The organism is Bradyrhizobium sp. UFLA05-153, from assembly GCF_054185185.1.
On sequence record NZ_JBBIAM010000017.1, the window covers coordinates 34,248 to 60,142 of the forward strand.

Annotated in this window: 24 protein-coding genes; 12 read left to right on the forward strand and 12 right to left on the reverse strand. The window is 63.3% G+C overall.

The features are described from left to right. The first annotated feature begins 16 nt into the window (after positions 1 to 16). Complete coding sequence (locus Q2941_RS12765; protein ID WP_458192704.1) at positions 17 to 622, forward strand: glutathione S-transferase family protein; 606 nt, start codon at positions 17 to 19, stop codon at positions 620 to 622. Between the two features lie 51 nt (positions 623 to 673). Here the strand turns inward: Q2941_RS12765 and Q2941_RS12770 are convergent, their stop codons facing one another. The 5 genes from Q2941_RS12770 to Q2941_RS12790 all read right to left on the reverse strand — a co-directional run bounded on the left by Q2941_RS12770 (position 674) and on the right by Q2941_RS12790 (position 5,705). Then, positions 674 to 1,393 carry a haloacid dehalogenase type II gene (locus tag Q2941_RS12770; protein WP_027524628.1) on the reverse strand — a complete coding sequence of 240 codons (720 nt, stop codon included), beginning with the start codon at positions 1,391 to 1,393 and terminating at the stop codon, positions 674 to 676. Positions 1,394 to 1,532: 139 nt separating this feature from the next. After that, on the reverse strand, positions 1,533 to 2,534 hold the full coding sequence (gene glpX / locus Q2941_RS12775) for a class II fructose-bisphosphatase (protein WP_027524627.1): 1,002 nt from the start codon (positions 2,532 to 2,534) through the stop codon (positions 1,533 to 1,535). 93 nt (positions 2,535 to 2,627) lie between these two features. Then, the gene (locus tag Q2941_RS12780; protein ID WP_027524626.1) at positions 2,628 to 3,944 is read right to left on the reverse strand and encodes a homoserine dehydrogenase; all 1,317 of its coding nucleotides are present in this window, start codon (positions 3,942 to 3,944) and stop codon (positions 2,628 to 2,630) included. Between the two features lie 27 nt (positions 3,945 to 3,971). Next, on the reverse strand, positions 3,972 to 5,192 hold the full coding sequence (locus tag Q2941_RS12785) for an LL-diaminopimelate aminotransferase (protein WP_027524625.1): 1,221 nt from the start codon (positions 5,190 to 5,192) through the stop codon (positions 3,972 to 3,974). A 228-nt stretch (positions 5,193 to 5,420) separates the two neighbouring features. After that, complete coding sequence (locus tag Q2941_RS12790; RefSeq protein ID WP_254112311.1) at positions 5,421 to 5,705, reverse strand: hypothetical protein; 285 nt, start codon at positions 5,703 to 5,705, stop codon at positions 5,421 to 5,423. Between the two features lie 265 nt (positions 5,706 to 5,970). On the opposite strand from Q2941_RS12790, the gene Q2941_RS12795 reads away from it, so the two are divergent. Together Q2941_RS12795 and Q2941_RS12800 are read left to right on the forward strand one after the other, a co-directional pair. Next, the gene (locus tag Q2941_RS12795; protein ID WP_458192705.1) at positions 5,971 to 7,779 is read left to right on the forward strand and encodes a PHA/PHB synthase family protein; all 1,809 of its coding nucleotides are present in this window, start codon (positions 5,971 to 5,973) and stop codon (positions 7,777 to 7,779) included. Between the two features lie 65 nt (positions 7,780 to 7,844). Continuing rightward, positions 7,845 to 8,243, forward strand: coding sequence for an MAPEG family protein (locus Q2941_RS12800; protein ID WP_254112309.1), 399 nt, complete (start codon positions 7,845 to 7,847; stop codon positions 8,241 to 8,243). A 112-nt stretch (positions 8,244 to 8,355) separates the two neighbouring features. Here Q2941_RS12800 and argC read toward each other — a convergent pair whose 3' ends face one another. From argC to Q2941_RS12815, 3 genes are all read right to left on the reverse strand, one after another. After that, positions 8,356 to 9,339, reverse strand: a complete 984-nt coding sequence (gene argC, locus Q2941_RS12805; RefSeq protein WP_458192706.1) for an N-acetyl-gamma-glutamyl-phosphate reductase — start codon at positions 9,337 to 9,339, stop codon at positions 8,356 to 8,358. Continuing rightward, positions 9,336 to 10,016 (reverse strand): FMN-binding negative transcriptional regulator, encoded by a 681-nt coding sequence (locus tag Q2941_RS12810; protein WP_458192707.1) that lies wholly within the window; start codon positions 10,014 to 10,016, stop codon positions 9,336 to 9,338. The genes argC and Q2941_RS12810 overlap by 4 nt, the downstream gene beginning before the upstream one ends. 228 nt (positions 10,017 to 10,244) lie before the next feature. Further along, a complete protein-coding gene (locus Q2941_RS12815; RefSeq protein WP_027524619.1) occupies positions 10,245 to 10,775 on the reverse strand; it encodes a DedA family protein in 531 nt (176 codons plus the stop codon). Positions 10,776 to 11,050: 275 nt separating this feature from the next. Here Q2941_RS12815 and parE point away from each other — a divergent pair, with 275 nt between their 5' ends. From parE to Q2941_RS12855, 8 genes are all read left to right on the forward strand, one after another. After that, positions 11,051 to 13,096 (forward strand): DNA topoisomerase IV subunit B, encoded by a 2,046-nt coding sequence (parE, locus tag Q2941_RS12820; RefSeq protein ID WP_027524618.1) that lies wholly within the window; start codon positions 11,051 to 11,053, stop codon positions 13,094 to 13,096. A 244-nt stretch (positions 13,097 to 13,340) separates the two neighbouring features. After that, the gene (locus Q2941_RS12825; protein WP_458192708.1) at positions 13,341 to 14,126 is read left to right on the forward strand and encodes an outer membrane protein; all 786 of its coding nucleotides are present in this window, start codon (positions 13,341 to 13,343) and stop codon (positions 14,124 to 14,126) included. A gap of 243 nt (positions 14,127 to 14,369) precedes the next feature. Beyond that, positions 14,370 to 15,158 (forward strand): outer membrane protein, encoded by a 789-nt coding sequence (locus Q2941_RS12830; protein WP_458192709.1) that lies wholly within the window; start codon positions 14,370 to 14,372, stop codon positions 15,156 to 15,158. 240 nt (positions 15,159 to 15,398) lie between these two features. After that, positions 15,399 to 16,199 carry an outer membrane protein gene (locus Q2941_RS12835; protein WP_458192710.1) on the forward strand — a complete coding sequence of 267 codons (801 nt, stop codon included), beginning with the start codon at positions 15,399 to 15,401 and terminating at the stop codon, positions 16,197 to 16,199. 429 nt (positions 16,200 to 16,628) lie between these two features. Continuing rightward, positions 16,629 to 17,369, forward strand: coding sequence for an outer membrane protein (locus tag Q2941_RS12840; RefSeq protein ID WP_027524614.1), 741 nt, complete (start codon positions 16,629 to 16,631; stop codon positions 17,367 to 17,369). A 349-nt stretch (positions 17,370 to 17,718) separates the two neighbouring features. Beyond that, on the forward strand, positions 17,719 to 18,675 hold the full coding sequence (locus tag Q2941_RS12845) for an outer membrane protein (RefSeq protein ID WP_458192711.1): 957 nt from the start codon (positions 17,719 to 17,721) through the stop codon (positions 18,673 to 18,675). A 341-nt stretch (positions 18,676 to 19,016) separates the two neighbouring features. Further along, a complete protein-coding gene (locus Q2941_RS12850) occupies positions 19,017 to 19,202 on the forward strand; it encodes a hypothetical protein (RefSeq protein WP_027524613.1) in 186 nt (61 codons plus the stop codon). Positions 19,203 to 19,232: 30 nt separating this feature from the next. Beyond that, positions 19,233 to 20,003: an SDR family NAD(P)-dependent oxidoreductase gene (locus tag Q2941_RS12855; RefSeq protein ID WP_458192712.1), complete on the forward strand. Its 771-nt coding sequence runs from the start codon at positions 19,233 to 19,235 to the stop codon at positions 20,001 to 20,003. Positions 20,004 to 20,074: 71 nt separating this feature from the next. On the opposite strand, the gene Q2941_RS12860 is transcribed toward Q2941_RS12855, so the two are convergent. The 4 genes from Q2941_RS12860 to Q2941_RS12875 all read right to left on the reverse strand — a co-directional run bounded on the left by Q2941_RS12860 (position 20,075) and on the right by Q2941_RS12875 (position 24,416). Then, positions 20,075 to 20,998: an outer membrane protein gene (locus Q2941_RS12860; RefSeq protein WP_458192713.1), complete on the reverse strand. Its 924-nt coding sequence runs from the start codon at positions 20,996 to 20,998 to the stop codon at positions 20,075 to 20,077. 248 nt (positions 20,999 to 21,246) lie between these two features. Further along, positions 21,247 to 22,023, reverse strand: a complete 777-nt coding sequence (locus Q2941_RS12865) for an outer membrane protein (protein ID WP_458192714.1) — start codon at positions 22,021 to 22,023, stop codon at positions 21,247 to 21,249. Between the two features lie 183 nt (positions 22,024 to 22,206). Beyond that, positions 22,207 to 23,424 carry an FAD-dependent oxidoreductase gene (locus Q2941_RS12870; protein WP_458192715.1) on the reverse strand — a complete coding sequence of 406 codons (1,218 nt, stop codon included), beginning with the start codon at positions 23,422 to 23,424 and terminating at the stop codon, positions 22,207 to 22,209. A gap of 80 nt (positions 23,425 to 23,504) precedes the next feature. After that, positions 23,505 to 24,416, reverse strand: a complete 912-nt coding sequence (locus tag Q2941_RS12875; RefSeq protein WP_458192716.1) for a LysR family transcriptional regulator — start codon at positions 24,414 to 24,416, stop codon at positions 23,505 to 23,507. A gap of 103 nt (positions 24,417 to 24,519) precedes the next feature. Here Q2941_RS12875 and Q2941_RS12880 point away from each other — a divergent pair, with 103 nt between their 5' ends. Beyond that, positions 24,520 to 25,860 (forward strand): MFS transporter, encoded by a 1,341-nt coding sequence (locus tag Q2941_RS12880; protein WP_458192717.1) that lies wholly within the window; start codon positions 24,520 to 24,522, stop codon positions 25,858 to 25,860. Positions 25,861 to 25,895 lie beyond the last annotated feature (35 nt).

Genomic DNA, 25,895 nt, shown 5'->3' on the forward strand with positions numbered 1-25,895 from the left:
CTCCATCGAGGACGAGATGCTGCTCATTGGGGTAAACCGATCGCCATTCACGCGGCGCGTCGCAATAACGCTCAACGTCTATGAGGTGCCGCTCGAGCAGCGGCCTCTTTCAGGCTTCGGCGATCGGGACAAGGTACGCGCAAGCAACCCGCTCGGCCGGATCCCCGCACTTGTGCTCGACGATGGTGAGACACTGGTCGACAGCAACGCCATCATCGACCATCTGGACGAAATGTATGGCCGCCATCGCGCCTTGACGCCTGCCGCCGGCCGGGACCGCCGCGCCGTGCAAAAGGTTGCCGCGCTCATGATGGAGGCGTGCGAGAAAGGCCTTCAGGCCGCCTACGAGCGCAATCATCGTCCGCCGGAAAAGCTGCACCAACCCTGGATCGACGATTGCATGGCGCAGATGACGAATGCGCTAGCTACGATCGATGCAATGATCGAGCAGGGCTCGCCCTATTTGCTGCTCGGCCGTCTCACCCAGGCCGATGTCACCGCTTTCGTCGCGGAACGGCTCGCAAGGGGACTCGGCATCGACACGGCTGCGCGGATGCCACGCCTGCGCGAACTAGCGAAGCGTTTAGCCGACGAGGACACGTTCCGCTCGACCGAGCCTTGAAAGCGACGCATCACTCTCGGGGGGGCCACCAGAGTTTGTAAGCGCCCTGCCCTAGCACCCCAGCCGATCGGCAATCCCGCCAAAATCCTTCGCGACGATGTCCCAGTCGCCCGTGGCTTCGAAGTCGATCTTCTGAAGCGGACCATATTCGGTCGGGCGAGCGACGAAGGCGGTCTTCAAGCCGTGGCTCTGTGCGGCCTTCAGGTCGTAATTGTGGGCGGCGACCATCATCACCTCCTCCGGCTTGAGGCCGAGGAGGCGCGCGGCGCCGAGATAGGTCTCGGGATCGGGCTTGTAGTGCTCGAACAGCTCGGCCGACATCACGAGGTCCCACGGGAGCCTCGCGAACTTCGCCATGTTGGTGAGCAGCGCGACGTTGCCGTTCGACAGCGGCGAGATCACGAATTTGGCTTTCAGCCGCGTCAGGCCCGCGACGCTGTCGGGCCAGGGGTGCAGGCGATGCCAGCCCTTGGTGAGGTAATCGAGATCGGCTTCGTTAAGGCCCTTGATCGCGAACTTCTCGACCAGCTTCTCCAGCGAGCGGCGGTGCAAATCGTCGAGGATGACATAGCCGCGCTCGGGGTGTTTGCGCACGTCGTCCATCGAGGCGATGTACATCCCGCGCCAGCCGTCGACCAGCGCGGTCCAGTCGGCGGCGATGCCGCGGCGCTTCGCCCACCACATGAAGTCGGTGATCAGGCTGGTGCGCCAGTCGACGACCGTACCGAAGACGTCGAAGACGAGGGCTTTGACGGCGGACAGATCGGACATGTGCGCTTCCTCTTATTTTTATCGTTGTCTTCTTATCGTTGTCATTCCGGGGCGATGCGCAGCATCGAACCCGGAATCTAGAAGTTGTGGCGCGAGATTCCGGGTTCTCGCTTCGCGAGCCCCGGAATGACAGAGAGCCTCAGCCCAGGTAGAACTTCTCCAACTGCCGGTGCTCGGCCTTGATGTAGCGCACGGTGCCGGTGACCGAGCGCATCACGACCGTTTCGGTCTCGATCACGCCGTCCTTGCGGAACTTGACGCCCGAGAGCAGCGAGCCGGTGGTGACGCCGGTGGCCGCGAACAGGCAGTCGCCGCGCGCCATGTCCTCGATACCGTAGATCATCTTGGGATCGTTGACGCCCATCTTGGCGGCGCGCTCGCGCTTCTCGTCGGAGTCGAGAATGAGCCGGCACTGCATCTGGCCGCCGATGCAGCGCAGCGCCACCGCCGCGAGCACGCCTTCCGGCGCGCCGCCCGTGCCGAGATACATGTCGACGCCGGTGTTGTCGGGGTCGGCGCAGTGGATCACGCCGGCGACGTCGCCGTCGGTGATGAGGCGCACGGCCGCGCCGGTCGAACGCACGCTCTGAATGATGTCGGCGTGGCGCGGACGGTCGAGTACGAGAACGGTGATGCCTTCCGGCTTGACCCCCTTGGCCTTGGCGAGACGCCGGACGTTATCGGCGGGCGAGGCATCGAGCTCGACCACGCCCTTGTCGTAGCCGGGGCCGATCGCGAGCTTCTGCATGTAGACGTCCGGGGCGTGCAGCAGCGTGCCGCCGTCGGCCATCGCCATGGTGGCGATCGAACCCGGCATGTTCTTGGCGCACAGCGTGGTGCCTTCGAGCGGGTCGACCGCGATGTCGACCTGGGGGCCGGCCTTGAGGCCGACCTGCTCGCCGATATAGAGCATCGGCGCCTCGTCGCGCTCGCCCTCGCCGATCACGATGGTGCCCTGGATCGGCAGCTTGTTGAGCTCGCGCCGCATGGCGTCGACGGCGGCCTGGTCGGCCGCCTTCTCCTGCCCATGCCCGCGCAGTCGCGCCGACGACACCGCCGCCCGTTCCGTCACCCGCACGATCTCCAGCGTGAGAATGCGCTCGAGCAGCATCTGCGGGGGGACTGAAATATGGGTCGACATTGGCTCACTCCTTCAAAACAGCTCTCAGCGGATGTCCGCCGCATCAATTCGCAACGTCTCGGTTCGGTTCGAACCGCTCTTCCGGATCATGCTCTAGTTCTTCTCGATCCGGATCACCTGCGGCCGTCCGCTGATCACCTTGTCGTGCTGAACGGCGGCAAGCGCGCGGCGCACGGCGTCCTCGTGGGTCGCATAAGTGATCAGGATGACAGGCACGGGTACAGCCTTGCCTGATGTCTGCGGCGCGGCCCCGTTGGGGTGGCGCTGCACGATGGATTCGATCGAAATCTTCTGCTCGGCGAGCCTCGTGGCGATCGCGGCCGCGGTACCCGGAAAATCGCGCGCCAAAAGGCGGATGTAGTAGCCGCCCTCGTGCCGCTCCATCGGCGCCTTGCTGGTGTCGTGCAATTGCGCGACCGGCCGGCCGAACGGATTGGCGCGAATGCCACGCGCAACATCGGCGATGTCTGCGACAACGGCTGATGCGGTCGCAGCACCGCCCGCGCCGGGGCCGACCAGCGTGATCGGCGGAATACCTTCGCCATCGATCGTGACCGCATTGGTGACACCCATCACCTGCGCAATCGAGGACGACTTTGGAACCATGGTCGGATGCACGCGCTGCTCGATGCCCTTGGCGGTGCGCACGGCAACGCCGAGCAGCTTGACGCGGTAGCCGAGATCGGCGGCCGCGCGAAGATCTTCCGGAGCGATCGAGGAGATGCCTTCGACATACACGGCCTTTTGAGCAACTTTCGTGCCGAAGGCGAGGCTCGCCAGGATCGCGAGCTTCTGCGCGGTGTCGTGGCCGTCGACGTCGAAGGACGGATTGGCCTCGGCATAGCCGAGCCGCTGCGCATCCTTCAGGCATTCGGCAAAAGACAGGCCCTCCTGCTCCATCCGGGTCAGGATGTAATTGCAGGTACCGTTGAGGATGCCGTAGACGCGGTTGATGCCGGTTCCGGCGAGACCTTCGCGTAACGTTTTAATGACGGGAATCGCGGCACCGACGGCTGCCTCGAAATTCAGCGCGCCGCCGTGCTTTTCGGCGGCTTTCGCCAGCTTGATGCCGTGCTTGGCGAGCAGCGCCTTGTTGGCGGTGACGACCGACTTGCCGGCGCTCAGCGCAGCCTCGACCGCGGAGAGCGCGGGGTCGCCTGCCCCGCCCATCAGTTCGACGAAGCAGTCGATGTCCGGGTGCGAGGCGAGCGCGAGCGGATCCTTGGCCCATTCAACGCCGCGCAGGTCGATGCCGCGCTTCTTCGCCTTGGAGCGCGCGGTGACGGCGACAACGCGAATGCCCCGGCCGCTGCGGCCCGCGAGCACACGGGCCTGGGTTTCAATCAAGCGGATAACTTCGGCGCCCACAGTGCCGAGCCCCGCGATACCCACTTTCAGGGGTGCGACCATAATGCTTCGAAAACCTGCCGGAAGGAATTAACGCCGATTGGCGAGCGGAACGACGTTGTGCAACGTTTCGATGCCGCTTTCAAGGAAGCGGCGCACGCCACGTGCGGCCTGCCTGATCCGTTGCTCGTTTTCCACCATGGCGATGCGGACATATCCTTCACCATGCTCGCCGAAGCCGACGCCGGGCGAGACCACCACGCCGGATTTCTCGACCATCAGGGTCGCGAACTCCATGCTGCCGACGCTGCGGAAGGCTTCGGGCAGCGGCGCCCATGCGAACATCGAGGCATCCGGCGGCGGGATCTCCCAGCCGGCGCGGCCGAACGACTCCACCAGCGCGTCGCGGCGCTTGCGATAGGTGTCGCGCATCTCCTTGATGCAATCGTCGGGGCCGTTCAGCGCCGCGGTCGCGGCGACCTGGACCGGCGTGAACGCGCCGTAATCGAGATAGGACTTCACGCGGGCGAGAGCTGCGATGACGCGCTCATTGCCGACCGCAAAGCCCATGCGCCAGCCGGCCATCGAATACGTCTTCGACATCGAGGTGAACTCGACGGTGACGTCCATCGCGCCGGGCACCTGGAGCACGGAGGGTGGCGGGTTGTTCTCGTCGAAATAGACCTCGGCATAAGCAAGATCCGACAGGATCAGGATCTCGTGCTTCTTCGCGAAGGCGACGAGGTCCTTGTAGAAGTCGAGGCTCGCGACATAGGCCGTCGGATTCGAGGGATAGCAGACGACGAGCGCGAGCGGTTTCGGGATCGAATGAACGATCGCCCGCTCGACCGCCTCGAAGAACTGCGGCGTCGGCTCCGACGGCACCGAGCGGATCACGCCACCCGCCATCAAAAAGCCGAAGGCGTGAATCGGATAGCTCGGATTGGGACAGAGGATGACGTCGCCCGGCGCGGTGATCGCCTGCGCCACGTTGGCAAAGCCTTCCTTCGAGCCGAGCGTCGCGACGATCTGGGTGTCCGGGTTGAGCTTCACACCGAAGCGGCGGGCGTAATAGCCCGCCTGCGCCTTGCGCAAGCCGGGGATGCCGCGCGAAGCGGAGTAGCGGTCGGTGCGCGGCTTGCCGAGGGTCTCCTTGAGCTTCTCCAGCACGTGCGGCGGGGCCGGCAGGTCCGGATTGCCCATACCGAGGTCGATGATGTCGGCGCCGGCGTTCCGCGCGGCCGCCTTGGCCCGGTTGACCTGTTCGAACACGTAAGGCGGCAGACGGCGGATACGGTAAAATTCTTCCATGGGTTCCAGGCTCCGAGCACCGGCCAGGGCAGAATCGGGCGGCCTCGCAATTCAATCGAGATGATGCCGGATCCCGCCTGAAAATCACTCCAAATCAAGCGCTTAGAGCAAAATTCTTAAGGCGGGGGCTGAACTCCCTCACCCTGACTTTCGGCTGAATGACGATCTTTTAGCACGGACCAGCGGGCAAGCCAGCGATTACCTCGCGCGCAGTTACTTCGATCAGGGCTATTTGCCGCTCGCATCCTTGGCCGCCGCCGTGGCCTGGCGCTCGCGCGCGGCGGTCAACTCGGCTTCGATCTTGGCGCGCTGATCCGGCGGGATCACCGCCTCGTCGCGCGCTGGCGGCAGATCATGCACGGGCAGATAGCCACCCGCCTCCTTCAGATGCGGCTGCGTGTCAGCCGGCGTCAAATCGGCGATCTGGCTTGAGCAGCCGCCGAGCGTAAACGCAATAATGAGCAGCGCGCACGGCGCAAGCCGCCTCGTTTGTCGGTCCCTCAACGCCAGCACCAGGGAATCCCCTACTCGTCCCAACAGCACGGCCGATGGAGCTTACCCAACAGCGTGCCTCAGCTCAAACCATTGCTGCCCTCAATGGCGTGAGCCGACCACATCCAAGACGCTTACTAAACAAGACCCCTGCGCCGTTGGTGAACCCTGATTGTGACAGAACCAAGAACTATATCGCAGTGCAGCACATGTTCGCGGGCGATTAACCGTAGATGGTACGAGCTTCGCGGTGACGAACGCGCAATGAATCGTTACTGTTCTTGCCATGAGTATCGTCACGACCGACACGACCACATCCGAGAAGAAGTTCGATGCGGAAGCCTTCGCGATGAACGTCGCGCGGGCCATGGAAAGCGGAGGCAAGGCGCTCGCCGCTTACCTGAAGCCGCGCGAGACCGGCGAGGTCCAGGACCGGCCGCCGCCCGAGCTCACCGAGATGGTCAAGACCTTCACCGCGGTCGCGGAATATTGGCTGTCGGACAATGCGCGCTCCTCGGAGCTCCAGACGCGGCTCGCCAAGGATTATCTCGACCTCTGGGGCTCGGCGGCCCGTCGCATGGCAGGCGAGGACGCGCCGCCCGCGATCGCGCCCTCGCCACGTGACAAGCGCTTCGCCGATCCCGAATGGAAATCGAACCAGTTCTTCGATTTCATGATGCAGCTCTATCTGCTCACCACCAAGCGCGCGCAGGAGCTGGTGAACGACGCGCAAGGGCTCGATCCGCACACCCGCCGCAAGGCGGAGTTTTACGTGCAGCAGGTCACCAACGCGCTGTCGCCGTCGAATTTCGTGCTGACCAATCCGGAGGTGCTGCGCCAGACGGTCGCAAGCTCCGGCGACAATCTGGCCAAGGGCCTGCAAATGCTGGCCGAGGACATCGCGGCCGGCAAGGGCATGCTGAAGATCCGCCAATCCAATCCGGACAATCTCGAGCTCGGCGTCAACATGGCGACGACGCCCGGCAAGGTGATCTACCAGAACGAGATGATGCAGCTCATCCAGTATGAGCCGACCACCGAGAAGGTGCTGCGCACGCCGCTCCTGATCGTGCCGCCCTGGATCAACAAGTTCTACATTCTCGATCTCAAGCCGGACAAATCCTACATCAAATGGTGCGTCGACCAGGGCATCACCGTGTTCGTGATCTCCTGGGTCAACCCGGACAAGCGGCTCGGCAACAAGAGCTGGGAAGACTACATGAAGGAAGGCCCGCTCACGGCGATGGACGTGATCGAGCGGGCGACCGGCGAGATGAAGGTGCACACCGCCGGCTATTGCGTCGGCGGCACGATGCTCGCGACCACGCTGGCCTGGCTTGCCGAGAAGCGCCGCCAGCGCGTCGCTTCGGCGACGTTCTTCGCCGCGCAGGTCGACTTCACCCATGCCGGCGATCTTCTCGTGTTCGTCGACGAGGAGCAGATCTCGGCACTCGAGCACGACATGAAGGCCGCCGGCGTGCTCGAAGGCTCCAAGATGGCGATGGCCTTCAACATGCTGCGCTCCAACGACCTGATCTGGTCCTATGTCGTCAGCAACTATCTGAAGGGCCAGCAGCCGAGCGCGTTCGACCTCTTGCACTGGAATTCGGACGCAACCCGCATGACGGCGGCGAACCATTCCTATTACTTGCGCAACTGCTACCTGGAGAACCGGCTGTCGACAGGCAGCCTGGTGCTCGACAACACGCTGCTCGATCTCTCCAAGGTCAAGGTGCCCGTCTACAATCTCGCCACTCGCGAGGACCACATCGCGCCGGCCGAATCCGTGCTCTACGGCTCGCAGTTCTTCGGCGGTCCGGTGAAATACGTGCTGTCGGGCTCGGGCCACATTGCAGGCGTCGTCAACCCGCCGGCCTCGAACAAGTACCAGTACTGGACCAACGACAACATCAGGGACGTCAACGTTACGCAGTGGATGAAGGGCGCAGAGGAGCACAAGGGCTCGTGGTGGCCGGACTGGCGCGAATGGCTGGGCGGGCTCGACCCCGAGGAGGTCCCGGCGCGCACCGTTGGCAGCGCGGCGGTGCCGCCGATCGAGGACGCACCCGGCAGCTACGTCCGCGTTCGCGCGTAGCGGAATCTCCCGCGCTTTTGTATAAGCTCCCTCTTCAGCACGGTGAATAAAGTGGGGATCGGACTATGACGCGCGAATTGTTCTGGCTGACTTTGACGGTGATCCTGACCGGCATCCTCTGGATCCCCTACATCATCAACCGCTGCCAGGTCCGCGGCCTCTCGGGCGCGATGGCCAACCCGTCGCGTAACGACAAGCCGCACGCCGAATGGGCGAACCGGCTGATGTTCGCGCATGACAATGCGGTCGAGAACCTCGTGATCTTCGCGCCGCTGGTGCTGATCCTGAATGCGATCGACTATTCCAGCAAATGGACTGTGCTCGCCTGCGCCGTCTATTTCTGGGCCCGCGTCGCGCACCTGATCGTCTACGCGCTCGGCCTGCCGGTGTTCCGCACCCTCGCCTTCACCGTCGGCTTCCTCGCCCAGGCCGTGCTGGCGCTGGCGATCTTCCAGGTGTTCTGACGCTCTCTTCCTCGTCATTGCGAGGAGCGAAGCGACGAAGCAATCCAGACCGCTTCCGCGGGGACATTTCTGGATTGCTTCGCTTCGCTCGCAATGACGGAGAAACCCTCGGCTAGTCCTCCGGCAATCCCAGCATCAGCCGCAGGTTCTGCACGGCGGCGCCCGAGGCGCCCTTGCCGAGATTGTCCAGGCGCGCGACCAGCACCGCCTGGTGATACTTGTCGCTGGCGAAGACGTAGAGCTCGATCATGTTGGTTTCGTTGAGCGCCTCCGGCTCGAGCCGGCCGCCCTTGGTCGCCTCGTTCTGGAGCGGCATCACCGAGACGTACTTTGAACCGACGTAGCGCTTGGCGAGTGCAGCTTGCAGATCGGCGCCGCCTGGCTTGCCCGGCAGCGTGTCGAGCTGGAGCGGCACCGAGACCAGCATGCCCTGCCGGTAGTTGCCGACGGATGGAATGAAGATCGGCCGCCGCGTAAGGTTCGAATAGAGCTGCATCTCCGGCAGATGCTTGTGCTCGAAGCCGAGGCCGTAGAGCTCGAAGGACGGCGCGCTGCCGTCTTCAAAGCTCGCGATCATCGACTTGCCGCCGCCGGAATAGCCGCTCACCGCGTTGACGGTGACGGGATAGTCCTGCGGCAAGAGGCCGGCATCGACGATCGGCCGCAGCAGCGCGATCGCACCGGTGGGATAGCAGCCGGGATTGGAGACTTTTTTCGCCGCTTTGATCTTGCCGGCCTGATCGGGCGTCAGCTCGGGAAAGCCGTAGGCCCAGTCGGGCGCGACGCGGTACGCGGTCGAAGCGTCCAGCACTTTCGGCGCCGCGGCACCCACGCTGTCGACGAGTGCGACCGTCTCCTTGGCGGCGTCATCGGGCAGGCAGAGGATGACGAGATCGACCTCCTCCATCAGCGCCTTCTTGGCCGCGGGATCCTTGCGCTTGTCGTCGGCAATCGTCTTCACCGCGACGTCGCCCTGCAGCTTGAGCCGCTCGTTGATGCCAAGGCCGGTCGTGCCGGAGCCGCCGTCGACGAAGACGACCGGCTTCTTGGTGGCGGCGCCGACATTCGGTGCTTGTTTTGTCTCAGCGAGGCTCATGTCGGGCTCCTTTCGAGCTTGTTCGTGTCATATGCAACGGCTTGATCAGCGAAGATTTGCGGCCGCGTCTGCCGCATCAATCGGGAAATTGCTTTCGCGTCGGCATCGCCATTGTCGAGCGCGATGACGACCGCAGCAAAGTCGGCTTCGGACTTGTGCTGGTTGAGCTTGAAGCTGCCTTCGACCTCTTCAACCGTCATGACCAGACCCACGATCGCCCTCTTCATCGTCTCGAACCGACCCGCCGTCATCTTCGCCGAGGTCCAGGGCTTCTTCGGCAGCAGCCAGTCCTCGAACTTGGTGCTGAGCGTGTCGATCTGGACGCTGAGCTCCGCGTCCGACAAGACGCGCACCGGCCCGGTCAGATGGACCGACTGATAGAGCCAGGTCGGCACCTGGTCCGGCGAGACGTACCAGTCCGGCGATACATAGGCATCCGGACCATTGATCGCGAGCAGCCAGGACGTCGATCCGTCCCCGAGCTTTACCAGCGGATTGTGACGGGCAACATGAAAGGCGACCTGCGGCGTGCCGTCGGCGGCGTAGCTCACATAGAACGGCAGTTGCGACGCGATCGGCCTGGTGCCGTCCCACGCGCAGAAGGTGCCGAAGCCGCGCTCGTCCGCAAGCTTGAGGCTCGCGGCGCGGTCCTGCTTGAAAAAGGGCGGTGTGTACATCGTGGTCTCCTGCTGGGGCTCCTTGTGGGGGCCGCCGGATCAGATCGCGCTGACAGGAGAGAGAATGCCGCGGATCGGATCCAGCGGCAAAGACGATGATCTCAAACGCGATCGACCGCCCAAACCGCTAAAGTGCGGCGGCGGCGACGGGCGAACGGAATGGTCGCGGCGTTGATCATGGCGCGCGGCTATAAGGCCATGTGGTTCCGGCGTCAAGGTTTGACACTGTCACACCAGGCGCAAGATCCACTCCATGATCTTGGCCATCACATCACCGAACAGCAACAGCGCCGCCGCCCAGACCAGCGCCGAGATGAAATTGGCGGCCTGAAAGCTCCAATACGGCATCTCGAAAATGCCGGCGGCGAGCGGTACGGAGGCGCGCAAGGGGCCGAAGAAGCGGCCGATGAAGATGCTCGGCACGCCCCAGCTCCGCACGAACGCCTCGCCGCGCGGCAGGATTTCCGGATAGCGCGACAACGGCCACATCTGCGCGACCTGCTCCTTGTAGCGGAAGCCGAACCAGTAGGAGACCCAGTCGCCAAGCGCAGCCCCGATCGCACCCGCAATCCAGACCGGATAGAAGCTGATGCCGCTCACCCCGATCAGGGCGCCGATCGCAACCAGCGCGCCCCAGGCCGGGACCAGGAGCGAGATGAAGGCGAGCGATTCACCGAATGCCAGAAGGAACACGATCGGTGCTGCCCAGACCTGGTGAACGCGCACGAAGTCGGCCAGTGCGTGCGCATACTGCTCCATTGCCAAAAATGCCTTCCCCGCCCCGCCTCGCGTCCTGGATCGTGAAAAGGACTGGTAAGCCAAGGCGTTGCGTGACATCAAGTCACAAAGACCGGCTCAATACATGCCACGATGTCAAATTGCCGGGAACAATGGGCCGAGGCGGCGTAAAATCGCCGGGATTGGCCCGCAACGACACCGGCGACCGGTCCGACGGTCACTTTTTCAGGCCAGCCGTGGCATAGTCGGCCTAACCGATTCGCCGCCTCCGCGGCCCTCAAAACCCATCAAGATATATGTCCAAGCAATTGAAAACCAAAGCAAAAGGCGATCTCTTCGGCGGCGACGAGCCTAAGCCGCGCGCACCGGCCAAGGCGGCTTCGCGTGCGAGTGGCGGCGAGGCCGATTACACCGCGGCCGATATCGAGGTGCTGGAGGGTCTGGAACCGGTCCGGCGCCGTCCCGGCATGTATATCGGCGGCACTGACGAGAAGGCGCTGCATCACCTCTTCGCCGAAGTCATCGACAACTCGATGGACGAGGCGCTTGCCGGGCACGCGACCTTCATCGAGGTCGACCTGAGCGCGGACGGCTTTCTCACCGTCACCGACAACGGCCGCGGCATCCCTGTCGACCCGCATCCGAAATTCCCGAAGAAGTCGGCGCTCGAAGTCATCATGTGCACGTTGCATTCGGGCGGCAAGTTCGACTCCAAGGTCTATGAGACTTCGGGTGGTTTGCACGGCGTCGGCATCTCAGTCGTCAATGCCCTCTCCTCCCTTCTCGAGGTCGAGGTCGCGCGCAGCCAGAAACTCTATCGCATGACGTTCGAGCGCGGCCATCCGAAGGGCAAGCTCGAGGACCTCGGCAAGATCAACAATCGCCGCGGCACGCGCGTGCGTTTCAAGCCCGACACCGACATCTTCGGCGCCAAGGCGGCGTTCAAGCCGCAGCGCCTGTTCAAGATGACGCGCTCGAAGGCCTATCTGTTCGGCGGCGTCGAGATCCGCTGGAATTGTGCGCCCGAGCTCTTGAAGGGCGTCGAGGACGTGCCGGCGGAAGCGACGTTCCACTTCCCCGGCGGGTTGAAGGATTATCTCGCCGCCGCGATCCATGCCGACACGCTGGTGCACCCCGACATCTTCTCCGGCAAGTCGGGCCGCAACGGCGCGCACGGCGCCTGCGAATGGGCTGTGGCGTGGACTGCGGACGCCGACGGCTTCCTGTCCTCCTACACCAACACCGTGCCGACGCCCGATGGCGGAACGCATGAATCCGGCTTGCGCAGCGCGCTGCTGCGCGGCCTGAAGGACCACGCCGAGCGCGTCGGCCAGGGCAAGCGCGCGGCCTCCGTCACCTCGGAAGACGTGATGGTGGGCGCGGCCGTGATGCTCTCGGTGTTCGTGCGCGAGCCTGAATTCCAGGGCCAGACCAAGGATCGTCTCGCCACCGCTGAAGCACAGCGCATCGTCGAGCAGGCGATGAAGGACCCGTTCGATCACTGGCTCTCGGGCAATCCGAACCAGGCCAACAGGCTGCTCGACTTCGTGATCGATCGCGCCGAGGAGCGACTGCGCCGCCGCCAGGAAAAGGAGACCGCGCGCAAGACCGCCGGCAAGAAGCTGCGCCTGCCCGGCAAGCTCGCCGACTGCACCGACGCGGGAACGGAAGGCTCCGAGCTTTTCATCGTCGAGGGCGACTCGGCCGGCGGCAGCGCCAAGCAGGCGCGCGATCGCAAGACTCAGGCCGTGCTGCCGCTGCGCGGCAAGATCCTGAACGTCGCCTCTGCCGGCAAGGACAAGCTGACGGCAAACGCCCAGCTCTCCGACCTCGTGCAGGCGATCGGCTCCGGCACGCTCGCGCAATATCGCGAAGAGGATCTGCGCTATCAGCGGATCATCATCATGACCGACGCCGACGTCGACGGCGCCCATATCGCTTCGCTGCTGATCACCTTCTTCTACCGGCAGATGCCGCGGCTGATCGACGAAGGCCACCTCTTCCTGGCGGTGCCGCCGCTCTACAAGCTGACGCACGGTTCCAAATCGGTCTACGCCCGCGACGACGCGCACAAGGAGGCGCTGCTCAAGAGCGAGTTCAACGCCAACGCCAAGGTCGAGGTGAACCGCTTCAAAGGCCTCGGCGAGATGATGCCGGCGCAGCTCAAGGAAACCACCATGGATCCGGCGCGGAGGACGCTCCTCAAGGTGGTCCTGCTTGCCGACGATCGCGACACCACGGCCGATTCGGTGGAACGACTCATGGGCACCAAGGCGGAGGCACGATTTGCCTTCATTTCGGACAAAGCCGAATTCGCCAGTGAGGACCTGCTGGACGTCTGAGTCCTATTCCTGATTGGCGCAAGAGTCCTACCCATTTCCAGCGCCAACGCCTTATAAACGCGGTGGAATTTTTGACGCGACTCGCGCAACCAGAGGTCGTCGTCCGTAGAAGTGCGGATTGTTTTCCGGTGACTGTGCCTGCGCTGCAACAGCTTTTTAGCTGGGAACGACTATAGTCTGTATCAGGCGACAGAATTCGCGGCGCTTGCGCTCGGTGCTCAGACCAAAGGTTGGGGATGTAAATATGAAAAAGGTTGTACTCGCTCTGACGGCGGTCGTGGCGATGACGGGCGTGGCCTCAGCGGCTGACCTGGCTGCGCGGCCCTACACCAAGGCTCCGGTGGTTGCGGCTCCGCTTCCGAGCTGGACGGGCTGCTATCTCGGCGCCGGCGGTGGCGCCGCCATGACCAACAACGACAACAACCTCTTCGATCCCGTGACGGGCCTTGCTCTCACCAACAACGCCACCAGCGGCGCGCGTGGCTGGTTCGGCACCGTGCAGGGCGGCTGCGATTACCAGTTCCAGAACTGGGTTGTCGGCGCCTTCGCCGACTATGACTTCATGGATGTCCACGGCGATCTCGCCCCGTCGGGGCTTGGCGGGTTCGTCGGCTCGCAGAAGCAGGATTGGCAGTGGGCAGTCGGCGCTCGCGTCGGTTACCTGATCCTGCCGCAGTTGCTGACCTACGTCTCGGGTGGCTACACCCAGGCCCATTGGAAGGACACGGATCTGAGCTTCCCGATTGCAGGCTTCGGGTCGACCTTCACTGTGCCCGGCGGCACCAAGGGTGGCTGGTTCATCGGAGCCGGCGACGAATATGCGCTGACCAGCTTCCTGCCCGGCCTGTTCTGGAAGACAGAGTATCGCTATTCGGAGTTTGACCGTGTGAACGTGCCGGTTAACTTCTCTGCTGCAGTTGGCGGTGGCGCGACCGGCGTCTCGATGACCGAGAAGTTCCGCGAGCACAGCGTGCGCAGCGAGCTGGTCTACCGCTTCAACTGGGGCGGCCCGGTCGTCGCCAAGTACTGAGCGAAGTGCTGATCTGAGTTCAAAAGCCCCGGCATCGCCCGGGGCTTTTTCGTTCTTGCCTCCCGATCGGCGCCGCCCCTCAATCGCGGCGCAACGCGCCGAGGGCGTGTCCCCCTGCGACATCGTTTCCCGGCAATTGTGTCTCGGCAGCAACAGCTTTCCGGCCGGAACTGTCTATAAGCTCAGGCATCAGTTGAACGGAATCAGTGCGCTCGCGCCTGCTACTTGGTTGGGGATTTGGATATGAAGAAGATTGTGCTCGCTCTGACGGCGGTCGCGGCAATGACGGGCGCAGCCTCGGCCGCTGACCTGGCCGCGCGGCCCTACACCAAGGCTCTGGTGGCCGTTGCTCCGGTGCCGAGCTGGACTGGCTGCTACATCGCTGCTGGCGGTGGCGGGGCCATGACCAACAACGACCATAACACCTTCCTCACCGCTACTGGTGCTGCCGTCGATCAAAACACTACGACTGGCGCACGCGGCTGGCTCGCTACGGTTCAGGGTGGTTGTGACTATCAGTTCGCTGGCAACTGGCTGGTCGGTGCCTTCGCCGACTATGACTTCATGGATGTCAGGGGCGATATCAACGTGCCGGCCGTCGGCCCGTTCACGGGCTCGCAGAAGCAGGATTGGCAGTGGGCGGTGGGCGCTCGCGTCGGTTACCTGGTTCTGCCGCAGTTGCTGACCTATGTCTCGGGCGGCTACACCCAGGCCCATTGGAAAGACACGGATCTGAGCTTCCCGCTGGGAGGCATCGGGGCGACCTTCACGGTGCCCGGCGGTACCAAGGGGGGCTGGTTCATCGGCACCGGCGACGAATATGCGCTGACCAGCTTCCTGCCCGGCCTGTTCTGGAAGACGGAGTATCGTTATTCGGAGTTTGATCGCGTAAACGTGCCGCTCAACGTAGCTGCCGCGGCAGGCGGTGGCACGACCGCCGGCTCGGTGACCGAGAAGTTCCGCGAGCACAGCGTGCGCAGCGAGCTGGTCTACCGCTTCAACTGGGCGGGCCCGGTCGTCGCGAAGTACTGAGCGAAGTACTGATCCGAGTTCAAAAGCCCCGGCATCGTCCGGGGCTTTTTCGTTGTGACAAGCCCGTCAGGACACACCGTCTTCTGACGCCAGAAGCTTATCGCGTCGCGTCAGGCAGCGGAGTCGCGCGGCTGTTGTGTTGGAGCAGCAACAGCATTTTCCAGGGAACCCTTTATAAGCAACCCATCGGTTGAATCGATTCCGGGGCACTCGCGCCCCCTTCCTGGGGTGGAATTCGAAATGAAGAAGTTTGTGTTTGCTTTCACGGCGATCGCGGCAATGACGGGCGCCGCCTCCGCAGCTGACCTGGGGGCGCGGACCTACACCAAGGCTCCAGCGGTTGCGGCTCCGGTCGCCAACTGGACGGGCTGCTACGTCGGTGCCGGCGGCGGCGGCGCGATGACTAACAACGATCACAACGACACCTACGATGCCACGACCGGCGTACCGATTTCCAGCACTCCCAATAGGACAGCTGGAGCTCGCGGCTGGTTCGGCACCGTCCAAGGTGGCTGCGACTACCAATTCGCTGGCACCAGCTGGCTGGTCGGCGCCTTCGCGGACTACGACTTCATGGATGTTAGAGGCGACCTCAGCATCGACGGCACCATCGTCCCAACCTCGACTGGAAGCCAGAAGCAGGATCAGCAGTGGGCCGTCGGCCTCCGCGTGGGATATCTCGTTCTCCCGCAGTTGCTGACTTACGTGTCGGGCGGCTACACGCAGGCGCATTGGAAGAGCACGGCCCTCACCTCACTTAGCTTCGCGGGCGGAACGGCAACTCTTGGCGGAGCAACCAAGGGCGGCTGGTTTATCGGCACGGGTGACGAATATGCTCTGACGAGCTTCCTGCCCGGTCTGTTCTGGAAGACCGAGTACCGGTATTCTGAGTTCGATCGCGCCAATGTCACCATCGACTATACCGGGTACGGCGGCCCTGCTACCGGCTACGGCGAGTCCCAGAAATTCCGCGAGCACAGCGTGCGCAGCGAGCTGGTCTACCGCTTCAACTGGGCGGGCCCGGTGGTCGCCAAGTACTGAGCGAAGTACTGATCCGAGTTCAAAAGTCCCGGCATCGTCCGGGGCTTTTTCCTTGTGGGGCTGCTCCGCACTGACGGTGAGTCGGCGCAGATCAACCGGCTACAGTTCCAACTCGGACGGCGTGGTCGGCACCAAGTACCGAGCAAGCGGAACTTGACTTCGACGTCGAAGCCTCGGCGCGGCAAGACGTTGTTTTGCGCGCCGGGTTGTCGCTAAACGCTTGATGCGATTGGCGTTGGCGGCACAGCAGGGTGCTTTATCGGCAACACCTGTTCGCAATGATCCAGTGAGTTCGCTACAGACCAATCGAAATTCGCCACAGAACAAGACGGCAAGACGCGCGGAGATTATTCCCGATTTTGCGCCGAACACGCCGGCCGCACGTTTTGGGACGCGACGCCGCTCGCGTGAAGGGCTTGGGAGATTGGAATGAAGAAGTACCTGTTTGCACTCACCGCAGTGGCCGCAATGACCGGCTCCGCCTCGGCCGCCGACCTCGGCGCGCGGCCCTACACCAAGGCTCCGGTGGCTGCTGCCCCGGTCGCCAACTGGACCGGCTGCTATGTCGCCGGCGGCGGTGGCGGCGCCTACACCAGGAACGATCACAGCGAGTCCATCACCACGACTGGCGTTTCGCTGCTCGGAAACTCGACGGCTGGCGCGAGTGGCTGGTTCGGCACCGTGGGAGCAGGCTGCGACTATCAAGTCAGCAATTTCGTGATCGGCCTGTTCGGCGACTACGACTTCATGGATGTGTCCGGTGACACCTCGGCGGCCGGCTTCTTGGTGGGAACGCGGAAGCAGGATTCGCAATGGGCTGTCGGCGGCCGTGTCGGCTACCTGGCTCTCCCCCAGCTCCTGACCTATGTCTCCGGCGGCTACACACAGGCCCACTGGAAGTCGACCGACTACGGCAACTTCCTGGGCGCATCGCTTGCGAGCAATGGCTTCACCAAAGGTGGCTGGTTCATCGGCACCGGTGACGAATATGCCCTGAACTTCCTCCCCGGCCTGTTCTGGAAAACCGAGTATCGCTATTCGGAGTTTGACCGCGCGGACGTCAGCATCGACCAGGTTGGTGTCGGTCCGACCGGAATCGCCCAGACCAACAAATTCCGCGAGCACAGCGTGCGCAGCGAGCTCGTCTACCGCTTCAACTGGGGTCGTTAGTCGCCACTGAACTGAACTGGTCCAAGCATCAAAAGCCCCGGCATCGCCCGGGGCTTTTGTCGTTGTGGGCTGCTCTGCACTGACGGTGAGCCGGCGCGCATCGACCGTCTACCGTTCCAACCCGAACGGCATGGTCGTCGCCAAGTACTGAGCTAGGACGAACCGCCAGACACGGAGCCGTACGTGCAGTGGTGTGGGAGGCGGAAGCCGCGAAGGCCTCCTCCTCCCCGATCGCTCTCCAGCATGCGCGTCGATCGCTAGTCGCCGATGCCTCGGCGCGGCAAGACGCGGTTTTGCGCGCCGCACTATCGCAAACGCTTGATGCGATTGGCGTTGGCGGCACCGGCGGGTGCTCTATTTGCAACACCTGTCGCGCAATGATTCCATGAGTTCGCCGCAGACCAATCGAACGTCGCCACAGAACAAGACGGCAAGACGCGCGGAGATTATTCCCGATCTTGCGCCGAACACGCCGGCCGCACGTTTTGGGACGCGAGGCCGCTCGCGTGAAGGTTGGGAGATTGGCATGAAGAAATACCTGTTTGCACTCACCGCACTGGCCGCAATGACCGGCTCCGCCTCGGCGGCCGACCTGGGTGCGCGGCCCTACACCAAAGCTCCGCTGGCTGCTGCTCCAGTTGCGAGCTGGACCGGCTGCTACATCGGTGGTGGCGGTGGAGGCGGCTTGCTGAGCCAAAATACCCGGGAGTTCACCTTGGCGGGTACCCCCGACTCCGCCGTTTGGGCAACGTCAGGTGGGCGCGGCTCGTTCGGGACGGTCGGCGGCGGTTGCGATTACCAGTTTGCGCTTGGCAGCTGGAACATGGTTGTCGGCGCACTGGCGGACTATGACTTCGCCGATATTCACGGCACTCGGAACGCTTCGATCGGTACCTGGCCGTACTTCGGAGACGAGAAGCTTGACCAATCCTGGGCCGTTGGCGCCCGCGTCGGCTGGCTCGTTACGCCCACCCTGCTCACCTACTTCAGCGGTGGCTACACGCAGGCTCACTTCAGCGGCTTCAATCTCACCCGGAACGTTTTTCCGGTTCCGACGGCACCGCTCTTTAGTGTGAATTCGGGCTGGCGGGATGGCTGGTTCATCGGAAGCGGTCTCGAATATGATCTGGGCTGGATTCCGGGCTTGAAGTGGAACACCGAATATCGGTTCTCGGACTTTGGCACAGTGCGCGACACGTACTACGCGTTCGGTACCACGACCCCAGCTGGATACACCGACTCTCACAAATACGTTCAAACGATCCGGAGCACGCTGGTCTACCATTTCAACTGGGGTGGCCGGTAGTCGCGAAGTACTGATCCACTCTTCATGCGAGACTCAAAGCCCCGGCATCGTCCGGGGCTTTTTCCTTCAGCATTCAATTCCGCACGCTTGCCGGTGCCCCGCAGGCGTCCTGAAGCGGCGTCTTGATCGCACCGAAACGGCATCCGTGATCGTCTCGCCGAGCGCGCTGCGATAGGCCTTCGCCTCTGCCCGCGCGACGCCGAAAGGACTCCTCGCCCGGCCCCCAGCCCGGCTGCCATTGTCTCCGCACCAAAGCTGCGGCTAGTCTGGTCCAAGCCTTTCGCGACCGCCGGCATCGTCGATGCCGCAGCGCGACAGAAGCAGACCAATGGGAGGGACGCATGCGCAGATTTCTGCTGACCGCAGGCCTGTTCGCGACTGCCATGGGCCTGATCTGGATCGGACAGGGCACGGGCACGTTTCCCTGGCCGCGATCGAGCTTCATGGTCAACCAGCTGCAATGGGCCGGCTATGGCATAGCCATGGCCGGTTTCGGCCTGGTCCTGATCTGGGAAAGCAGCCAGTAGAAAAACCAAACAAGAAAAGGACATCACAGCATGACATCCAGCCGGTTCGATCTCCGCGGCAAGGTCGCGATCGTCACGGGAGGCAATGGCGGCATCGGGCTCGGCATGGCCCGCGGGCTGGCCGATGCCGGCGCCAACATCGCCGTGGTCGGTCGCAACGAAGCGAAGTCGAAAGCAGCGGTCGAGGATCTCCGCCAGCGTGGCGTCAAGGCAATCGCGGTCGCGACCGACGTCACCGACAAGGCCGCGGTCGAGGCGATGGCCTCGCGTGTCGCAAAGGAGCTCGGCCGCATCGACATCCTCGTCAACAATGCCGGCATGAGCATCCGCAAGCCGCCGCACGAGCTCGAGCTCGAGGAATGGAGCAAGGTGATCGACACCAACCTCACCAGCGCCTTCGTGTGCTCGAAGGCGGCCTATCCCGAGCTGAAGGCATCCGGCCGCGGCAAGGTGATCAATATCGGCTCGATGATGTCGATCTTCGGCGCGAGCTTCGCGCCGGCCTATGCTGCAAGCAAGGGTGGCATCGTGCAGTTCACGCGCGCCTGCGCCAACGCCTGGGCGGCCGACAACATCCAGGTCAACGCGATCCTGCCGGGCTGGATCGACACCGATCTCACGCGCGGCGCACGTCAGCAGGTGACCGGGCTGCACGAGCGCGTGCTCGCGCGGACGCCCGCGGGCCGTTGGGGCAATATCGACGACTTCGCCGGCATCGCGGTGTTCCTCGCCTCACCCGCCTCCGATTTCGTCACTGGCACCGCGATCCCCGTCGATGGCGGCTTCTCGGTGATGGCTTGAGATCACGGCGCGCGTAAAAAAGCCCCGGCTTGAGGCCGGGGCTTTGCATCAGAGGATCGGGCAAGCCGGTATCAGTATCTGGCGACCACCGGTCCACCAAAATGATAGTTGATCTTGACCCGTGCCACGTGCTCGCGGTCGTCAAATCGCGCGGTACTCGTATTGAAGAAAAAGCCACCAGCCGGCGCCAGCGTGAGCGTCGTCCTGCCAAGGTCGACATAGAGGTATTCGGCGCCGACCGACCAGTTCCTCGCGAACAGCCATTCGGCGCCTGCACCCACAGTCCAACCGACGCGCGTTGTATCGTCGCTGACCGTGCGACACGTTGCCGAGGGGGCAACCGGACAAGCGACGCCCGGGGCAAGGACTTCTGTCATCGAGTGTTTCACCGCGCCGACGGCGAGACCGCCGGTTGCGTAGAGCAACCAGTTGCCGCCGGTATAGCCGATACGGCCACGGACAGTGCCGAGAGCACCCTGCTCAGAGCGGAAATAGGCGGTGTCCGATGCGACGGTGCCCATGGGCGCTCCGACCGCACGGTTGGTCCCGAACTGGACAAAGCTATGTTGGATGAGCTGTTGCCAGGCACCGTCTCCCTCGATACCGACGACCCAAGTTCCCATCTGCCAGTTGTAGCCAATCTGTGCGCCGCCAATGAAACTGCTCGGACGCGAGCAGCTGGTCGAGAGGTCGAAGGGATTGGCGCCCACGAGGACAGGGGCGGCTACGCCTGCGGGTGAACCACAGAACGTGAAGATGTTGCCGGGTGTCGTGAACGGCATGTCATAGCCGAGCCTGTTGTCCGACCACGCGCCGCCGAGATTGCCACCGACATAGAAGCCGGTCCATGTCCAGACTTCCGGAACCGGAAGAGGTGGTGCCTTGACGGCCATGTCTGCCGCCGATGCAGTCCCGATAATTCCTACTGAGAAGAGTGACGCTGCAAGCGCCCAGCCCAAGCGGTATTTCATTAATTCCCCCTGCAAAAATTTCATGAAAAAGCGAATTTAATTCCGGGAGAAAGGATAGCTTTCTTGACATGATCAAACGAGTTGGAACCCTGGGCGCCACTTCGTCTTGTTTCGCTTTTTCGGCTGACGTGGCGCGTCAGCAACATCCAGCAACAAATCAGCGGTAAAATAGGCCGCGATAGGTCAATAGTTCGCCCCTAACTGTTGCACCAAAAGCAAAAAGCCCCGGCCGATGCCGGGGCTTTTCGTTTCATTGCCGAAGCGATTGAGTCTCAGTAGCGCGCGATGACCGGCGAGTCGAACTTGTAGCTCGCTCGCACCACCGCCCACTGAATGTCGCGCGGCTTGGCATCGAAGGTGTAGGTTCCCGCGGCCGTGCCGGCGAGCTGATAGGTCTGGCTCGTGAAGGCGGCGTAGTTGTACTCGACACCGACGATCCAGTTGCGGGTAATGCCGTACTCCCAGCCGGCGCCGACAGTCCAGCCGCTGGCCCAATGAGTCTGACCGCCCGAGCCGGTCGCAACTCCGACAGTGTCGGACACCGAGAGGCGATTGTTGGCGCCAGCGTAGCCGCCCTTGATGTAGAACAGGTTGTTGTGCACGGCGTAACCCGCACGACCGACGATCGTCGCCAGCACGTTGGTGCGCCAGCTGAACTGATCGTCCAGACCGACGCCGAACACTGTGTTGTTGACAGTGCCGTGGTTGTCGAGCCCGGAGATGGTGCCTTCGAGACCGAACACGTAATTGCTGGCCTGCCAGTTGTAGCCGATCTGCGCACCGCCGATGAGGCCGGAGCCGCGCTGGCGAAAGCCCTCGCCAGGCGAGAGATCGCCGAACAGCGTCGTGTTCGCACTGTTGATCCACTGCTGATTGGTCCAGGCGCCGCCGATGTTGCCGCCGACGTAGAAGCCCGTCCAGTTGAAGAGCGGCTCGATATAGGCCGGAGCCTTCGTGTAGGGCCGCGCGGCGAGATCGGCGGCGGAAACGCTACCGGCTGCGACGAGCGCGCTGGTGCAGGTGAAGGCGGCAATCAACTTGGAACGCATGGTACACCCCTTGTCCTCAGATGGGCTGCACGCTCACAGACAGTCCTTACTAAAATTGGAATCAACGAAGTTAAGCCGCACCATTGGCTTTCGCGCGCCTCGGAATCCAATCGCGCTGTTGCACGTGCGCAACGTGCGCAGGCTGACTTAACGCGATGTTATCCCTATTAGATCATCACGCGATCACGATGCGCGCGCGACCGGCGAATGCACGTGCTCGGGCCGCACGCCGAGCGCGACGAACCGCGCGGGAATTTTCTGGAGCCACGGCCAGGCCGTAACGAGACGCACGATCAGCGGAGCCTTCACGGGCTGATTGCCGGGCCTGAGCGCACCGCTGATGATCTTGTTCTGCACGACGACCTGCATCGCCTGCGTCATCCTCACCGGAAACGCACGCCGCTGGCGCACGGCGTCGAGTTCGGCTTCGGATGGGCAACCGTTCCTGATCTTGTCGGCGAGCAGATTGGCGGTCGCAACCGCGTCCTGGACCGCGAGATTGACGCCGACGCCGCCGACCGGCGACATCGCATGCGCGGCATCGCCGATGCAGAGCAGGCCCGGCTGCGTCCAGCGGCTGAGGCGGTTGATCGCGACGGTGAGAAGCTTGACGTCGTCCCAGCTCTTCACGTCGGAGATTCCGGATGAAAGGATCGGCGCCATGCGGACGACATCGTCGAGCAGCGCTTGCAGCCCCCTCGCCTTCACCGCGTCAAACTGCCCCTTGGCGATGACATAGGCGCATTGCCAGTACTCGCCACGGTCGAACGTGATCATCATCTTGCCGGGCTCGACGCGTGCGAACACGTTCTCGGTTTCGTTCGACCGCCGTCCGGCGCGAAACCACAACACGTCCATCGGCGCGCCGATCTCCTCGACCGCGAGGCCCGCGCGCTGGCGCACCGTCGAATGACGGCCGTCGCAGGCGATGGTCAGATCCGCCTCGATGTCGATCGGGCCCTCCGGCGTCGTCGCGCGCACGCCGGCGATCGCCTCACCGCGCCGGATCAAGTCGGTTGCCTCCGTGCTCATCATCACCTTGAGCGAGGGAAAACGCTGACCGCTCTCGCGCAAGAAATTCAAGAAGTCCCATTGCGGCATGAAGGCGATGAACGGGTATTTGGTGTCGAGCCGGCGGAGATCGGCGATGCGCACAGGCGTGCCGCCGAACATGCCGTCAAGCGTCTGCAAGCGCTGATGCGGCAACTTCAGGAAGCCGTCGATCAGGCCAAGCTCGTCCATCACCTGGAGCGTCGAGGGATGCACGGTGTCGCCACGGAAATCGCGAAAGAAATCCGCGTGCTTCTCCAGCACCACGACGTCGATGCCGGCGCGCCCCAGGAGATAGCCGAGCATCATGCCCGCGGGTCCGCCGCCGACGATGCAGCAGCGAACTTTCATGGAGCGAGGTGCGGCTGGCGGTTCTGGCCCGTTAGCGTTCATGATCCGGTCCTCGGCGGTGGTTCGATGCGCAACAATGATTATAGCGCAGGCTCGGCACTAAGATGCCGAGTGACGAGATCGAGAAACTCACTGGCCAGCGGCGAGATGCTCAAGGACCGGTGGCGAATGACGCCGACAGTCCGCTTGATCTCGGGAGCGGAGATGGGAACTGACCGGATATTGGAGCCGGGATGTGTCGGTAGGGCCATTGCCGGCAAGATGGCGCAGCCGACGCCCGCTTCCAGGAGCTCGATGATGCAGGAGACGTGTTCGACTTCGTAAAACCACCGCAGCTTCAGAGCAGCATTTCCGAGCAAGACCTCCAGCAGGAGCCTGTTGCCGCTATCGCGCCCGCCAATCATGAGCCGAACCTTTGGCATCGCCTGTAGCTCTTGCAGCGCGACCTCCTGGCGAGCGACCAGCGCGTCGTTCTTGTGCACGGCCAGGACGAAGCGGTCTGCTAGCAACGGTGCGAATGTCAGATCGGGGTCGGGCCCCGGATCCACGCCGACCCCGAATTCGGCCAACCCCGACAAGACCTGGCGAACGACAAAGTCCTGGTTACCGTCAAAGACCTGCACGCCGACGTTCGGATGCCGCTCGGTGAAGGTCCTCAGCAGGGGCGGAAAGGCCTGGCAGACCACGGTCGGAATGCTGGCCACCCGAATCTTGCCGAAACGCCTTTCGGCGACCTCGCGAATTGAATCGAGCATCCCGTTCAGGTTGTTGATCTGCTGGCGAGCCATCGGAAGGGAGTGGCGTCCAGCTCCGGTGAGGACCACCGACCTGGTGGTGCGGCTGAACAGTTCGACACCCAGCGTCTGCTCCAGCTTCTGGATCCGGCGCGACAGGCCGGGCTGGGTCAGATGAAGCTTCTCGGCTGCACGTTGGAAATTCAGCAGCTCTGCCGCGATCACGAAGGCTTCGAGTTCAGCGTTCTCGACTTTCATGCGGGAGTCTCATCAGTCGCAAGCGAACCCGCATTGGACCTCGAAGTCGGCGGTTTCTACGATCCTGGGGGATTAGCCAGACCAAAGGGAACAGGTAGCATCGATGCCCACCCAGCAGCAACTAGCGTCGCCCGTGCCGATCGCCACCACTGCATCAGCCTACGTGGCCGAGGCGGATGCGATCTACCGGAAGATCGTGCTTCGCATCATGCCGCTCATCCTCGTCTGCTACTTCTTTGGCTACCTGGATCGGGTGAACGTCGGCTTCGCCAAGCTCGGCATGGTCAACGATTTGCGTCTGAGCGAGGCCGCCTATGGCCTCGGTGCAGGCCTGTTCTTTATCGGCTATCTCCTGCTCCAGGTGCCCGCCGGCTACCTGGTTCAGCTCTACGGCCCGAGGAAGTGCATCGCAGCGTCGATGATCTCATGGGGGCTCGTCTCCATGGCCACCTTGCTGACGCGGGACGAAGCCAGCTTCTACGTGCTTCGGTTCCTGCTCGGAATCACGGAGGCAGCCTTCTTCCCCGCCGTGATCGCCTTCTTCAGTGTCTGGTTTCCCTCATTCAGGCTCAGCAAGGTGATGTCCTTGCTCTTCCTCGCCCTGCCCCTCGGCGTGATCCTCGGCGGTCCGTTGTCCGGATGGATCATGGACGTCACCCATGGCGGCTACGGCCTGAAAGGCTGGCAATGGATGTTCCTGCTCGAAGGACTCCCGGCGATCCTGCTCGGGCTCGTCTCGATCAGGGCGATCGTCGAGCGGCCGGACGATGCCGCATGGTTGTCGCACGACGAGAAGGCCCTGGTGCAGCGAGAACTCGCTCAGGAATCCAAGGACAAGCAAACGAGCTTATGGCCAGCGTTGCGTGAGCCGACGCTGTGGATTTTGTTCGCGACGTCGTTTCTCTATAACCTCGGCAATTACGGCCTCGTTTTCTGGATGCCGAGCATGATCAAGTCGATCGGCGGGCTGACGAACTTCCAGATCGGCGTGGTGACCGCACTGCCCTACCTGATCGCCGCCTGTGCCATGCAGCTCAATTCGATCCACTCAGTGAAGACCGGCGAGCGGCTCTGGCATACCGCAGCGCCCCTGATCGTTGGCGGCGCCGCCTTGGTGGCGAGTGTGACGACGCGAGACGCGCCGGCGCTCTCCCTCTTGTGCCTGACAATTGGCATCTCCGGCATCCAGTGCACGCTGGCCATGTTCTGGAGCCTGCCTTCACGCGTGCTTGCCGGAACGGCCGCGGCCAGCGGCGCCGGTCTGGTCAATATCGGAGCGGCCAGCGCGGGCTTCGCCGGTCCAGCCGTCCTGGGCGTCCTGAGCCAACTGACGGGCAGCATGACGGCCGGCGTCTCGCTGCTGGCGATCGCGCTGTTCGCCGCGGCCGCGCTGATCTTTGCGATTCCGCGGCACCTGATGGCCCGGCATGTCGTCTCGGCCTAGGGAAGCGTTATGGTCCACGAGCCTCCAATCCCTTC